The organism is Hyphomicrobium sp. 802, assembly GCF_000526135.1.
In the GTDB taxonomy this organism is placed as follows: Bacteria; Pseudomonadota; Alphaproteobacteria; order Rhizobiales; family Hyphomicrobiaceae; genus Hyphomicrobium_B.
This window is the reverse complement of the sequence record NZ_JAFM01000001.1, coordinates 896,516-909,100: the sequence shown is the minus strand read 5'-3', so window position 1 is coordinate 909,100 and position 12,585 is coordinate 896,516. Positions and strand designations below refer to the sequence as shown.

13 protein-coding genes are annotated in these 12,585 nt (G+C 55.1%); 7 read left to right on the top strand and 6 right to left on the bottom strand.

What is annotated here, in order from left to right; translation table 11 throughout:
- Positions 1 to 49: 49 nt before the first annotated feature.
- From HYP802_RS0104560 to HYP802_RS22785, 3 genes are all read left to right on the top strand, one after another.
- Positions 50 to 412 carry a VOC family protein gene (locus tag HYP802_RS0104560; protein ID WP_013945924.1) on the top strand — a complete coding sequence of 121 codons (363 nt, stop codon included), beginning with the start codon at positions 50 to 52 and terminating at the stop codon, positions 410 to 412.
- A 1,135-nt stretch (positions 413 to 1,547) separates the two neighbouring features.
- Positions 1,548 to 2,765: an MFS transporter gene (locus HYP802_RS0104555; protein ID WP_050976736.1), complete on the top strand. Its 1,218-nt coding sequence runs from the start codon at positions 1,548 to 1,550 to the stop codon at positions 2,763 to 2,765.
- A 389-nt stretch (positions 2,766 to 3,154) separates the two neighbouring features.
- The gene (locus HYP802_RS22785; protein WP_013945919.1) at positions 3,155 to 4,030 is read left to right on the top strand and encodes a transporter; all 876 of its coding nucleotides are present in this window, start codon (positions 3,155 to 3,157) and stop codon (positions 4,028 to 4,030) included.
- A gap of 56 nt (positions 4,031 to 4,086) precedes the next feature.
- Here HYP802_RS22785 and HYP802_RS23490 read toward each other — a convergent pair whose 3' ends face one another.
- Positions 4,087 to 4,236, bottom strand: coding sequence for a hypothetical protein (locus HYP802_RS23490; protein WP_155831143.1), 150 nt, complete (start codon positions 4,234 to 4,236; stop codon positions 4,087 to 4,089).
- On the opposite strand from HYP802_RS23490, the gene HYP802_RS0104530 reads away from it, so the two are divergent.
- The 3 genes from HYP802_RS0104530 (at position 4,235) to HYP802_RS22780 (ending at position 6,858) form a co-directional block, all read left to right on the top strand.
- Complete coding sequence (locus tag HYP802_RS0104530) at positions 4,235 to 5,422, top strand: amidohydrolase family protein (RefSeq protein WP_013945918.1); 1,188 nt, start codon at positions 4,235 to 4,237, stop codon at positions 5,420 to 5,422. The two genes, HYP802_RS23490 and HYP802_RS0104530, sit on opposite strands and share 2 nt — an antisense overlap.
- A gap of 221 nt (positions 5,423 to 5,643) precedes the next feature.
- Positions 5,644 to 6,255: a MarR family transcriptional regulator gene (locus tag HYP802_RS0104525; RefSeq protein WP_013945916.1), complete on the top strand. Its 612-nt coding sequence runs from the start codon at positions 5,644 to 5,646 to the stop codon at positions 6,253 to 6,255.
- A 12-nt stretch (positions 6,256 to 6,267) separates the two neighbouring features.
- Positions 6,268 to 6,858 carry a TIGR02444 family protein gene (locus tag HYP802_RS22780; protein ID WP_013945915.1) on the top strand — a complete coding sequence of 197 codons (591 nt, stop codon included), beginning with the start codon at positions 6,268 to 6,270 and terminating at the stop codon, positions 6,856 to 6,858.
- Here the strand turns inward: HYP802_RS22780 and HYP802_RS0104515 are convergent.
- The 4 genes from HYP802_RS0104515 to HYP802_RS0104500 are packed head-to-tail and all read right to left on the bottom strand — an operon-like array spanning position 6,816 to position 10,455.
- Entirely contained in the window at positions 6,816 to 7,394 is a 579-nt protein-coding gene (locus HYP802_RS0104515; RefSeq protein WP_013945914.1) for a UbiX family flavin prenyltransferase, read from the bottom strand. The two genes, HYP802_RS22780 and HYP802_RS0104515, sit on opposite strands and share 43 nt — an antisense overlap.
- A 41-nt stretch (positions 7,395 to 7,435) precedes the next feature.
- A complete protein-coding gene (locus HYP802_RS0104510; RefSeq protein ID WP_029670779.1) occupies positions 7,436 to 8,200 on the bottom strand; it encodes an ABC transporter permease in 765 nt (254 codons plus the stop codon).
- 8 nt (positions 8,201 to 8,208) lie between these two features.
- The gene (locus HYP802_RS0104505; protein ID WP_013945912.1) at positions 8,209 to 9,018 is read right to left on the bottom strand and encodes an ABC transporter ATP-binding protein; all 810 of its coding nucleotides are present in this window, start codon (positions 9,016 to 9,018) and stop codon (positions 8,209 to 8,211) included.
- 12 nt (positions 9,019 to 9,030) lie between these two features.
- Positions 9,031 to 10,455 (bottom strand): UbiD family decarboxylase, encoded by a 1,425-nt coding sequence (locus tag HYP802_RS0104500; RefSeq protein WP_013945911.1) that lies wholly within the window; start codon positions 10,453 to 10,455, stop codon positions 9,031 to 9,033.
- Between the two features lie 338 nt (positions 10,456 to 10,793).
- On the opposite strand from HYP802_RS0104500, the gene HYP802_RS0104495 reads away from it, so the two are divergent.
- On the top strand, positions 10,794 to 11,834 hold the full coding sequence (locus HYP802_RS0104495; protein ID WP_013945910.1) for an ABC transporter substrate-binding protein: 1,041 nt from the start codon (positions 10,794 to 10,796) through the stop codon (positions 11,832 to 11,834).
- Positions 11,835 to 12,028: 194 nt separating this feature from the next.
- Here the strand turns inward: HYP802_RS0104495 and HYP802_RS0104490 are convergent, their stop codons facing one another.
- A complete protein-coding gene (locus tag HYP802_RS0104490; RefSeq protein ID WP_013945909.1) occupies positions 12,029 to 12,583 on the bottom strand; it encodes a flavin reductase family protein in 555 nt (184 codons plus the stop codon).
- Positions 12,584 to 12,585 lie beyond the last annotated feature (2 nt).

Here is a 12,585-nt window from a genome sequence, read left to right as displayed (position 1 = left end):
ATATTATATCAGGTGACTGATATTATCACCGCACGCCAAGGAGGCAACGATGAGCAGACTGACTGGACCCGATTTTATCGCCATCCAAACCGAAGACCTTCAAGCTGCCCGAGCCTTCTATGGCGACAAGTTGGGCCTGCCCCTGTTGCAAGAGACGCCCGAAGCGGTCGTCTTCAACAGCAAGCCTGTTCCGTTTGCGGTCCGAAAGCCGCTGATGGATCTGGAAGCCGCTCAAGGAAAATTGGGCTGGGGCATTGCGCTATGGTTCGCCTGCGATGATGCCGACGCGCTGCACGAAGAATTAGAGGCAGCAGGAACACCCATCATCTTCTCGCCGAAGGACGGCCCATTCGGAAGGTATTTCGCGTTCCGCGATCCATTTGGCTACACGATCACGGCGCATACCGCATAACACGCTAATGGATAGGCATTGCAAATCGCGAAAGCAGACTTCGACAAATTCGAGGCGCGGCGGAAACGTGATCTCAAGATTCCAGATGCAGCGGAAAGCAATTTCCACCGGCCCCAGCCCATACCCAATCGATTAAAGAGGGAAATCTGCGGCACAAGCATCAGTCGTTCGCAAGGGTAGTCAAAACTGGCGGTGCGGACGGTCTGACGCGAACTCGTCTCTGACAGAGAAATCCCTGCAAACAGTAAAATATCAGGGAGATTGGTGGAAATAGGTTGGCTAAGCAATCTGCTGTCGCGGCTTTGACCCTAAATTCGCGGGTATTTTTGACCGATAGGCGATCGTAATACCTATACCTCGTAACACAGAATAACAGGGATGCCCCGAGGCCTAGTCGGCGAACCACTTTCTGTCGACTGATCCGGGGTGCGCCCGACGGCAGCGCCATCCGGATTAGCTCCTGGTTCATCCGATGAGCAGACAGCCACCGTGCCAGACGGCGCTCCTGGCACCGCAGCGGAGGTCTCCGAATCCTCGGAGTGGCACTTCCTAAAATCTTCGGGAGAGGAAGAAGCGGACAGCTCCCGACTATCTGTCGTGATAGCTACTAAGGTCTGTCGGCAAAACGGAAAGGGCAACTATCGCTTCGTTGTCCCATCGATTTCTTCAAAACTTACAGACCGCCGGAAACATGCCCACAGACGTCACCGAAGTTTACAGCACTCGCGGTGCGGAGCGACTCGGGCGGAGCGGCGTCAAACGCGAGCTTTGACCACTTCTAGGTCGAGATTAAATTCGGAAGCCACTGATTAAAAGTTCGTCGATCAAGCCAAAACGCTGTTTTCGCGACGCCTGACCATGTCGGTTAGCAGGACTTATGGCCTGAAAACCGCAGAAATAAGCGAACTCTTCAAAAACCTCCCATGCAAGAAAAACGACCACGGAGCGAATATATTTTAATCTTGAAGATTAATTAGTTTCATACATTATGTAGCTATATTGCGCTGGCAAATCGGCGAGAACGCGAAGTTTTCGGCAGGTTAACGAAGGGAAATCGAGGATGGCGTCGACAACGGGGAACACGGAATCTACCTCCGTTTCGAAGCCTCAACGCATACGGTGGGCAATTTCCTTCGTGCTCTTCCTTGCCGTGATCTCGGCATTCTTCGACCGGATTAGCATCGCGGTCTTATTTACCAACGTTAGCTTCCAGAACGATATGGGCATTGGCTACAATCCCGCGCTCCTCGGATTGCTGATGACATCCTTCGTATTCGCATACGGACTTTCCGGCCTCTTCCTCAGCTTCGTGGGAGACCTCTACGGTCCTCGGCGTGGACTGGCCTGGGGTAGCGCGCTTTGGGGCGTCTCGATGCTCTTGATGGGCTCCGCGGGAAGCTTCGCTTCGATGCTCGTCTATCGCATCATCTTAGGCATTACCGAAGGCCCCCAATTCGCTCTGATCAACACACTCATCAAGCGTTGGTTTCCGGCGCGAGAGCAGGCGCGTGCGAATTCGATATGGATGATGGGGAGCCCGCTAGGTTCCGCCATCGGCTTTCCAATCACGATCTATCTCGCGGCAAACTATGGCTGGCGCACATCATTCTACGTCCTCGCGGCCCTCAACCTTCTTATCGTCTTGCCGCTCGTGTTGCTGCTTGTCCGCGACAGACCGGACACGCCCGTAGCACCGGTTGTAAAGATCGCAGAGACGACGAGCTATCTCGATCAGGTTCGCCTCTTCTTCTACGATTGGCGCTTTTGGATGCTCGTCATCTTCAACTCCTCGGCGCTCGTCTATCTCTGGGGCCTCAATGGCTGGCTACCGAGTTATCTGATCAAAGTCCGGCACTTTGATTTGAAGCAAGCCGGTATCTACTCTTCGTTGCCATTCATCTTCATGTTCGCAGGCGAAGTTCTGTCCGCCATTCTCTCCGATCGCATCGGCCGCCGCGCTACCGTCTGCTTCCTATCGCTATTTGGCGCTGGCATTTCGATGTATCTCGTCTCAACGATCGAGGACAACTACACGGCCGCCTTCATGATCGCAGTAAGCGCCTTCTTCTGGGGTAGCGCTCTGCCATCGCTGTTCGCCTTGGGACTGGAAATTCTACCCGCACGTGCCGTCGGAGCGGGCGTCGGTGTCTACAATGGCGTTGGCAACCTTATCGGGGCATTCGCCCCCCTCGCGATGGGCCTCATCATCGCAAAAACGGGCGACTACGACGCGGGGCTGCTCGTGATTGTCGGCGCAGCCATACTCGGCTCCGTCTCGATGCTGCCCCTCATGTTCAAGAATAGCCGCGCTGGCACTGTCGACTCGCTCGAAGGGAGTCTTCCTAGTGCTTGAGAACATCCTTGCAGTGGTTACCGCGACCTCAAACACCACCGACGATCCGTCGATCGCAGCGATGCTCACCCCCCGTTTGCATCAAAGCATTTCGCGACGGTCGTCTGCCGACGTTGACTACCGCGAAGGCACACACACGAGCAGCCCAGATTATATTCGGCGGTTTTTCCCCCGGACCGCCAAGGTGTGGAGGCGACGGGAGATAGAAATATGAAAAGCTGAGATCAGGTCCGCCAGCGTTCCTGGCACACTCGCCACGGCAGGCTCTTAGAAACGCGCCGCCGCTTCCTCCTCTCACCTCACCGGGCACATGCCCGCCGCGACGGATCGCCTCCGCGCCAGATGGCGCATGTCGAAATTCTTGGCGCTCGATTTCAATGGAGATCACGATGACCAGCACGAGTAACAAACTTAAATCCGGCATTCTGGCCCTCGCCGCCCTCTCGGCTTCTGTAGCCCCTACCTTTGCCGCCTCCTGGACACCTCCCGGTGTTACCATGGGTATGCCGCTCGGCGCCGCGCTGCCGCCGGGAATTTATGTCTCCAACCTTACCCACTACGGTCAGGGAGACGGCAAATCCATCACCGCCGACGTCCCGTCGATCACGTGGTCGTCCGGAAAAGAAATCTTCGGCGCTAAGTATTCTGCCTCGCTCGTCCTCGAAGCATTGGAACTGGATTTTACGATCCCGAAGTCGATGCACAAAAACGGATTGTTCAACGTATTACTCATTCCGGCCCAGTTGTCATGGAACCTCGGCCAGGGTTTCTTCTTTTCTTGGAGCGAGGGCGTCTATCTGCCCATCGAAAGCGATGTCGCCTTTTCGACTGATGGCAAGACCAGCGGCACCGGCGTCGAGACGCGCTTCGCGCTGAGCTATCTCAGCAAAGATTGGATCATGTCGGCAAATACGATCCTCGGGACCGTGACGGAAGATTCTGCCGGCTCTAAACAACCGAATTACTTCAATATCGACTGGAGCGTCGCCCGCAAGATCGGCAAATGGCAGGTTGGTGTTGTCGGTTACGGCGCATGGGACATCGAGAAGACGGAAGCCAACGCGTTCTTGGGCGCCGGCCGGTCCATCGGCGTCGGCGGTCTTATTGGCTACGACTTCGGCGGTCCGAAGCTGCTCATCGAAGCGACGCATGCAGTTGATCAGGCTGGCTTCACCAACTACCAAAAGAACGATAACCACGTTTTCGGACGTATTTCGTTTCCGATCTGGCAGCCTGAACCCGCGGCGACCGCTTCTCTGAAATAGCCGCAGCGGAATATCGCGGGTAGGTCGCCCAAAGACCCTTTAGACACCCTTAGACCTCAGTCGACGCCGGCGCTTTCATGCGTCGGCGTAGGCGTCTCGGCTCCTCTGACACTTCCACCCGAAACGTCTTCCACGATGAAAACAATCCGGTGTTCCTCGACAGCGAAAGCGCGAAGCGCAACCGGAACGACAGAAAGACCCAACATGCGCGTTGCAATCTTCAATATTTCGAAAATTCTGAGCGGCGACCTCGCCTCACCCATTGCTGAGGGAAATACCGTGCTGACGGATAACGGCAAGATCGTTGCGGTCGGCGGCGACTTCTCGGAGGATGACTTCGACGTCTGCATCGACGCTGCGGGAATGATGGCCATGCCGGGCCTGATCGATTCTCACGTCCACATAACTTTCGGCGATTATACGCCCCGCCAGAAAACCGTCGGCTTTCTGGAGAGCTACATTCACGGCGGGATCACGACTTCGATCAGCGCGTCCGAAGTTCACGTGCCGGGGCGTCCAAAGGATCCAGCTGGCGTCAAAGCCCTTGCTATCGCCGCTCGCAAATCGTTCCAAAGCTATCGACCCGGCGGCATGCACGTCCACGCCGGATCCGTCATCATCGAACCAGGTTTGACCGACGACGACTTCGCTGACCTCGCCGCCAATGGGGTATGGCTTGCGAAGGCAGGTTTTGGCGCATTTTCCTCACCCTATGAGTACGCACCGTTCGTCGAAATGGCGAAGCGTCACGGTATGATTACAATGGTTCACACTGGCGGATCATCTATCCCGGGTTCGAGTGGGATTTGGGGAGATCACGTCATCAAGATCAATCCGCACGTATCATACCACGTCAATGGCGGCCCGATCGCGATACCCGATGCCGACTTCGAACGGCTAGTGAATGAAACCGATATCGCTTTGCAGGTTTGCACGGCAGGCAACCTGCGAACGACCCTACTGGTGGCTAAGCTTCTGCGAGATGCTGACCAAGACAAACGCCTTTTGATAGCAACCGACACCCCTACGGGTAGCGGCATCATGCCCCTGGGTATTCTCTATACGATGAGCCATCTCGCATCTCTCGGCGGTGTTGCCCCCGAGATCGCCATCGCAATGGCAACGGGAAACAATGCACGTGTGTACCGACTGAATGCAGGCACTCTCCAAACGGGTCGCGACGCCGACATCGTCCTCATCGATGCGTGTCGTGGCGGATCGCAGGATGACGCGTTGGCCGCACTGAGGAACGGCGATATTCCGGGCATCGGCGCCGTCATCACGAACGGCATTCCCCGGTTTGTTGGACGTAGCCGCAATACGCCCGAGACTGTTCGGACAGCTAAGATAGCGCGCTCACGCGTCGTCCAGGATTTCAGCTCTGACCATTGATTGCCCGGGCACGGGTCTGCATCTCCCTTCGGCATTCGCGAGGTCGCATTGCCCTAGCGAACGCAAACCCTTGGGGATTGTCGAGCTATGTCCTTAATATCACTATGTGGTATGTTCATGCTGTAGTATCTATCGGGACAAAGATTCGTGCTTCCTTCCTGGGGCGACCTCCATCAGGAGGTATCGCAGCCGAATTTCATTCAGCGTTGAACCCATAATCGATGGCATCCAAACCGAGAATTTCACAGTCTCAAATCGTAACCCGAAGCAGATTCGTTTCGCCGCTGACGATATCCCGGAAGGACCTCCTCAAAGCCGGTTCCGACGATTGGCTCCGCGATGTCATCTATCGTCTGGTGCAGGCTTTAGGCCGCCTCACGACGTGTCGCGAAGCCTTCGGCAAGCAGCTTGATCTGACAAGCAGCCAATTTACGGTCCTGATGGGCGTCGCCTACCGGCAGGGCGACGAAGGCATACCGATCGCAAATTTGGCGGGTTATATTGGTCTGGCTGCAACACACGTAACGACCGAGGTCGGCCGGCTGACCCGTAAAGGTTTTCTCACGAAACGTCCGAATGGGCGCGATGGACGTAGCGTGTTGATCACTCTTTCTCCTGAAGGGGAGCGCGCCATCCAGGAGATTGCTCCGTTCGTCCGCCACATTAACGACTTCCTGTTTGCCGGGATCGAGAGGTCGGAGATCGAAACAGTTAAGACCTTCGCCGAAAATCTGCTCAGAAATTCCGAATATGCTCTGGTCGAAATTCGCATCGCTGAGGCGGCGAAGAAGACCTCGTCCGCCAGCACCTCACGTCGTCAAAAGCAGAGTTAGGAAGCACATTCGATGCCCGCTGGTGGTGAGGCTGATGAGCTGGAAGCCGCGCAATGGGATTTTGTTGTTGCTCTGTATGCAAAGCCTGGGGTTCGAGATAGCTGCTTAGCTTTGCAGAATGATGGCCGCGTAGACATCCCGGTTCTTCTTGCCGCCCTATACGCCACGATCACGCAAAATACCGCGCTCGACCTGCAGACCATTGGAGAAATGGACCACTTGGTCGAGCCACTTCGGAAAGAATACGTCCTTCCGCTGCGCGCCATGCGGACCGAGCTTAAAGCTGCCATCTCTCAGTTCGGAGGCTCTCAGCTGAAAGCATTGAGAGAGAAAATTTTGGAAGCAGAGCTTCTGGCTGAACGTGAACAGATGGTGCTCTTAAGTCGTTGTCTCTTCCAGAAGACGCAAAACTCCGAAGAGACGACAATTAACGACACACTCAAACTTGTTTGCGATTTTTACTTCCACAAATATTCCGTAGAAGAAGAGATCAGACAAAAGGCTCTGGCGTGTCTCGCAGTTTTTCCGGACGCCATTTCTTCCATGAAAAGGCCGCCGACCTATCTGTCCTCTCCCGGTTCAGGCCAGCGCAGTGCAAGATGATTTTCGATCTCGAATAAATCGAGCATGCGCCCAATCGAATGATCAATCATGTCATCGATAGATTGCGGCCTGGCGTAGAAGGCCGGAACCGGCGGCGCGATAATAGCTCCGGCCTCTGTCGCCTGTGCCATTGATCGAATATGCCCGAGATGCAGCGGCGTTTCGCGCACCATTAAGACCAAGCGCCGCCTGTCTTTAAGCGTGACGTCGGCAGCTCGGGTCAGCAAATTCGACGTGGTCCCCCACGCGATCTCGCTCAACGTCCGGATCGAGCATGGCGCCACGATCATTCCGGCGGTGATGAAAGAGCCGCTGGCAATCGCCGCACCGACGTCGTCGATCTGGTAGACAACGCTCGCCTTTGCATTAACATCCGAAACCTTAAGATCGGTTTCGGAAGCCAAGGTCATCTTAGCCGACTTGGACATCACCAGATGCGTCTCGATTCCAAGAGCGCCCAACGCATCGAGTAGACGGACCCCGTAGATGGCACCTGACGCGCCACTGATCCCTACGATAAGCTTTTTCTTCGACATTTACGCCAGCCAAATGGAGCTGCGCACAGCCCCGATATTTCTCACAAAGTCGCCCACGGCGCGAGCTTACGTTCGAGCCATTGCTGGCCTTTGATGATGCACGCGCCCATGATCGTCAAAACAACAAGAGACGCGAAGACGCGTTCGGTATCCAAAACCTGCCCCGCATTAATGAGAAGATAACCCATTCCTCCCTCTCCAGAGCTTCCGATCATTTCGGCCGCGACCACGAGGATGATCGCAACTCCCATGCCGAGTTGAAGCCCGGAAAAAATGCTGGGAATGGACGCCGGCAAAACGACATGGAGCTGAACCTGGCTCCAGCTTGCGCCTAGATCCTTGGCAGCCTTTATCAGCCCGGAATCAACCTGCCGCACACCGGCGTACGTGCTCATCGCAATCGGAAAGAACGCCGTGATCGCGCTGATAATAATTTTATAGGATTCTCCCGTGCCGAGCCAAATCACCAGAAGCGGGAAGAGTGAAATCTTTGGCAGCGGATAGAGCGCTGCGATCCAAGGATCGACCACGCGCTCGAACAGGCGCGACATTCCCATCAGAAGCCCGACGACGATGCCCGACAAGGCGGCGATCAAAAAGCCCGAAAAAATTCTGAGAAGCGTCATGCTGAGATTGGCGACGAGCGAGCCGTCCTTAGCCATCACTACCAGCGCTTTGGCGACCGCGAGGGGCGACGGCAAGTAAATCGAGGGAATGTGCCTTACATCGACAAAAATCTGCCAAGCAACCAAAAATCCGATTACGCTAAGCGCAGGCAAGATCCGCTCTAACCAGGTGCGTGTCATAGTTCGTGTCATGAGCGGCTCACTTGGTTCATTTCGGCCATAGCTTTGGTAACCTCGTCGCGGATCAGATGAAACGCCCGGTCGAATAGCCGTCCGAATTCCTGCGTGTTGACCAGATCGAACGATCGCGGTCGTGGAAGATCGATTGGAATGACTTCTTTGATTTTACCTGGGCGCGCGGTCATGACGATAACTTCGTCGCCAAGCAGAATTGCTTCGTCGATCGAGTGCGTGACGAAAATTACGGTCTTGCGCGTCTCTTCGAAAATCCTGAGAAGCTCTTCTTGCATCACGATTTTTGTTTGAGCGTCCAAAGCCCCGAATGGCTCGTCCATAAGAAGAATCGGGCGATCCATCATCAATGCCCGGGCAAGAGCCGCACGCTGGCGCATGCCGCCAGAAAGCTGCCGCGGATAATGCCTTTCGAAGCCGCGCAGCCCCACCGAATTGATCAGCCCCAACGCCTTACCTTCTCGTTCGGCTCGCGGCACGCCGGCCATCTCAGGGCCGAACGCGACATTCTCGAGAATTGTCCGCCATGGAAAAAGATTCTGGTTCTGCCAAACCATAACGGAAGCCGAACCGAGCTTCATACCGGCAGGCGCGCCGTCCGAGCGTTCAATCTGGACGGTACCTCCATCCGCTGGTTCGATACCTCCGACGATCTGGGCCATGGTGCTCTTACCGCACCCGCTCGGTCCGAGAATGCAGGTGAACTGCCCAGACTTGAAGCAATGAGAAAAGTTCTCAAGAGCGATGAAAGTGGATCCGTCCCGAGCCGAGAAAGCCTTCCGAACGTCTTGCGCGTAAATGTTCATACGTCTTCCCCGTCACGCTTTCTTCGAAAGCGCGTCCCTCCATTTTGCTGCGACTTCGGCGGCCCGTTCGGGTGAAAGCGCTGATGATTTTGGAAATGCATCCCGCCAACCGAACGGCTTGCAAGCATCGATGATCATTTTCGAATGCGATGTCATTCCGGCTTGTCGCGCCGATGGAGGAATTCTCGGATCGAGCGACGAACTCCATGCGTCGCGAACAATATCGACCGCCTCAGATGGTTCGCATCGCGTCGTCACCGCCCACATCACGTCGGCCAAATTCGAAGGATCGATATCTTCATCGACCGTAACGACGATGCGTCCCATATAGCTGTTGCCGGCTGCTATCAGTCCCGCGCGCTTGGCGTGTCCCGCATAGCGCTGCTTCAAAGCGATCACCGTCATCAGCTGCGAGACGTGCTGCCACGTTCCGACAACATCGGTCACGCCACACGCTTCGAGATTGCTCCAGATTCCAACAGCTCGAAACGGCAGGCCAAAGTGAAAGCGCGGTGGCTTCAGCGGCGGCGACCCGAAGAGGATGGGATCGTTACGGTGATACAGCGAATCCACCCGCATCACCGCGGCAGGCCGTGTATCGGCCGCGTAGTAGCCGGTAAACTCCCCGAACGGCCCTTCCGGCAAAGTCATTTCACTTGGCGGAAGAAGAACGCCTTCCATGATGATTTCCGCACGCGACGGAATAGGCAACCCAGTCGTCGGACCCTTGACGATGTCGATGGGGCGCCCTTTGATTGCACCGGCGAAAGCATACTCGGAATGCCCTTCGGGCAAATATTCAAATCCCGCGACAAAGAGAGCCGGATCCTGGCCGTTGACGATGACGATAGGGCAAGGCTTGCCAGCGTTCCAATATTTCCTTGCGATGATCGCCCCATGCCGCCCCTGATGATCGAACTGGACTGTAACCAAGTTCTTCTCATGAACCTGCACGCGATAAATCGAAGCGTTGACCCAATCACTGTCGGGATCGCCGGTCACGACAAGACTTCCAGATCCGATATACGGTCCGCCATCGTACTCATGCCATGTGGGAACCGGGAAACGATAAAGATCCACGTCGTCGCCATGAAACTCGTTCTCGAAGAATTGAGCGTTATCGACGAGCGCTGGTTGGATCGCCGCGAGTTTTGTGCGCCTGTCCTTCCACAGTTTCAAAAGTTCGATTGGCGAATGATCCGAATCCAATCCTAACGCGATAGCAGCCCGCTGCGGACTTGTTGTCGCATTTGAAAAAACACGAAATCCTGGGCGAAATCCTGAGATATTATCAAACAAAAGCGCGGGGCATTCGGGTGAGCCTGCGGCAACCTCAGTGATTGCGCCCAGTTCGAATTTCGCATTTGCCCCATTAACGTGACGCAAAGCGCCGACAGCCTCGACGAGGCCAATGAATTCACGAAGGTCGGCGTACATCGAAGTTCCCCGCGCCAAAGCGCTTCCCAAAATAATACGTACATAACAAATGTACATATATAATATATAAGGTCAAGGAGCGCTTCCCTCGTCCACTCGTGCAGACGACCACATCCACGCACAAATATTCAGCAAATTCTGCCTGTAATTCGAACTTCGCCGCCTAGTTTCTATTCTTGTATTACATCCAAAACAAACGTACAAAATGTATGTAATTTGCAATTTACCAAATGCTCCCTCGACGGAGTTGAATTCTCTCGGAAATGCGGAAGCGAGAGTGAGATGCTTTCGTAAGAAACAGTGTCCGGGCAGCTACAGTGATTGAAGGACAGAATTAGATGAAAGCCAAAGCATGGGCGCTTGCCCTGTCTCTACTCGTGACACCGGGCGCTCCCTCTTTTGCCGGTGACGTGGTTCGAGTCGCGGAGGGCCCGTTCGTCTCAGGAGGGGCATTCTTCATTGCGCGCGACAAAGGGTATTTCAAGAAGGTCGGCATCGATATCGAGACCCGCAAATTTGCAGATGGTGCGCTTGCCATCCCGGCAATGATCGCTGGCGAAATCGACGTCAGCACGATGCCCGCCTCGGCAGGTCTTTTCAACGCCGTTTCAAAAGGCGCGCCGCTCGTCATAATTCTCGACCGTGGCAACGACAGCAAGGACCAAGCCTACACGACGATCAGCATCACGAATGACATGGCCGCGAAAGGAGTAAAGTCGATCGCTGATTTCCGTCTGCTGAAGGGTGCCCGGGTCGGCGTCAATTCCGTCGGCAGCATCAACCAGTATTTGATGGCGAAGGCCCTTCAGAAGGCCGGTCTCAACCCCGTCTCGGACGTCTCCTGGGTCGTCAATATCGGTCAGCCCGACTTGATGAAAATGCTGGGCCAGAAGAATATCGACGTTGCAGCCATTTCTTATCAGTTCAGCCTCTTCGCGAAGAAATCCGGTTGGGGTCCGATCGTCGCGACGGGATACGATATCGAGCCAGGTGTCCAGATTGCGACCTATGCGGCGCGGAAGGATTTCATCGCTAAGAACCGCGACGTCATGATCCGCTTCGCCATGGCCTATCTGGAAGGGATCAAGGAATTCGACGCCGCTGCGAAGGCGCCTTCCGCACACCGGGATATTATCGAAATCCTCGCCAAGAACACCGTCCTCAACAAGCCGGAAATGGTCACGGCCATCGCGCCGCATTGGACCTACATCAACGAAGATGGCCTTCCTAACGTGGACTCGATCATGGCTATGCAGGACTTCTGGGCGGAAAAGCCGTTTAGCCTGCTGAAGAATAAAGTCTCGAAGGAAGATCTGTTCGATCTTTCGATCGTGAAGGAAGCTGCGGAAAGGTTGAAAAAAAGCAATCCGTTCGAATGAAAACTGCATTGATGTAAACAAAAAACGCGGTCGTCTTCGACCGCGTTTTTTCATGCAAATTTGGCTTTTCGTTACTCATCATTCAGAACCGCCGAAAAACACCAAGCGGTATCCCAGGCGCAGTCTAATCGCTCGCTGCTACTGGAGGGCGAATATATACGTTGGAAATGGAAGCGACGTAAGATGACTGTCGGCTACCAGCCGTGAAGCAGATGCGAGACGTCGTACGGTGTCTCGATCACCTCGCCGGAATCGAGCTTGCGGTACCGCCCGTTGGCGAAAACCAACGGTCGTGGGCGCTCTTTCTTCGTTTTCAGAAAATGCACGACCTCGCCGAGCAGGATGATGTGATCGCCGCCGTCGTACCGCGCCCACACCTTGCATTCCATCGCAGCCAACACGTCGTGGATAAGGTGCGCGTCGATCATAGTTGCAGCAACGGAATGAACGCCTTCCCACTTGTCCGACAGCGCCTTTGCGAAGCGCGTCGAGATTTCGCTCTGGTGTTCTGCGAGAATATTCACCGCAAAATCGGACACGGCCTCCCAGGCAGGAAGCGACTTGGCGGTTTTCGCAATGCTGAATTGAACGAGCGGTGGATCGACCGAAACAGAATTGAATGAGCTGACCGTCAGCCCGAGCCGCTCGCTATTGGCCGAATTTGCGGTGATAACCGCAACCCCAGTCGGAAATAAGCCGAACGCATCTCTCAGATCGCGCGGCGAAAAGGGGGCAGACCAGCTGTCCATCG

What these genes read in the sequence shown, in the direction of transcription:
- HYP802_RS0104500 (WP_013945911.1), bottom strand. Translation starts at nt 10,455, where the DNA reads ATGTACGCCGACCTTCGTGAATTCATTGGCCTCGTCGAGGCTGTCGGC.
- HYP802_RS0104510 (WP_029670779.1), bottom strand. Translation starts at nt 8,200, where the DNA reads ATGACACGCACCTGGTTAGAGCGGATCTTGCCTGCGCTTAGCGTAATC.
- HYP802_RS0104495 (WP_013945910.1), top strand. Translation starts at nt 10,794, where the DNA reads ATGAAAGCCAAAGCATGGGCGCTTGCCCTGTCTCTACTCGTGACACCG.
- HYP802_RS0104505 (WP_013945912.1), bottom strand. Translation starts at nt 9,018, where the DNA reads ATGAACATTTACGCGCAAGACGTTCGGAAGGCTTTCTCGGCTCGGGAC.
- HYP802_RS22785 (WP_013945919.1), top strand. Translation starts at nt 3,155, where the DNA reads ATGACCAGCACGAGTAACAAACTTAAATCCGGCATTCTGGCCCTCGCC.
- HYP802_RS0104530 (WP_013945918.1), top strand. Translation starts at nt 4,235, where the DNA reads ATGCGCGTTGCAATCTTCAATATTTCGAAAATTCTGAGCGGCGACCTC.
- HYP802_RS0104560 (WP_013945924.1), top strand. Translation starts at nt 50, where the DNA reads ATGAGCAGACTGACTGGACCCGATTTTATCGCCATCCAAACCGAAGAC.
- HYP802_RS0104525 (WP_013945916.1), top strand. Translation starts at nt 5,644, where the DNA reads ATGGCATCCAAACCGAGAATTTCACAGTCTCAAATCGTAACCCGAAGC.
- HYP802_RS22780 (WP_013945915.1), top strand. Translation starts at nt 6,268, where the DNA reads ATGCCCGCTGGTGGTGAGGCTGATGAGCTGGAAGCCGCGCAATGGGAT.
- HYP802_RS0104490 (WP_013945909.1), bottom strand. Translation starts at nt 12,583, where the DNA reads ATGGACAGCTGGTCTGCCCCCTTTTCGCCGCGCGATCTGAGAGATGCG.
- HYP802_RS23490 (WP_155831143.1), bottom strand. Translation starts at nt 4,236, where the DNA reads ATGTTGGGTCTTTCTGTCGTTCCGGTTGCGCTTCGCGCTTTCGCTGTC.
- HYP802_RS0104515 (WP_013945914.1), bottom strand. Translation starts at nt 7,394, where the DNA reads ATGTCGAAGAAAAAGCTTATCGTAGGGATCAGTGGCGCGTCAGGTGCC.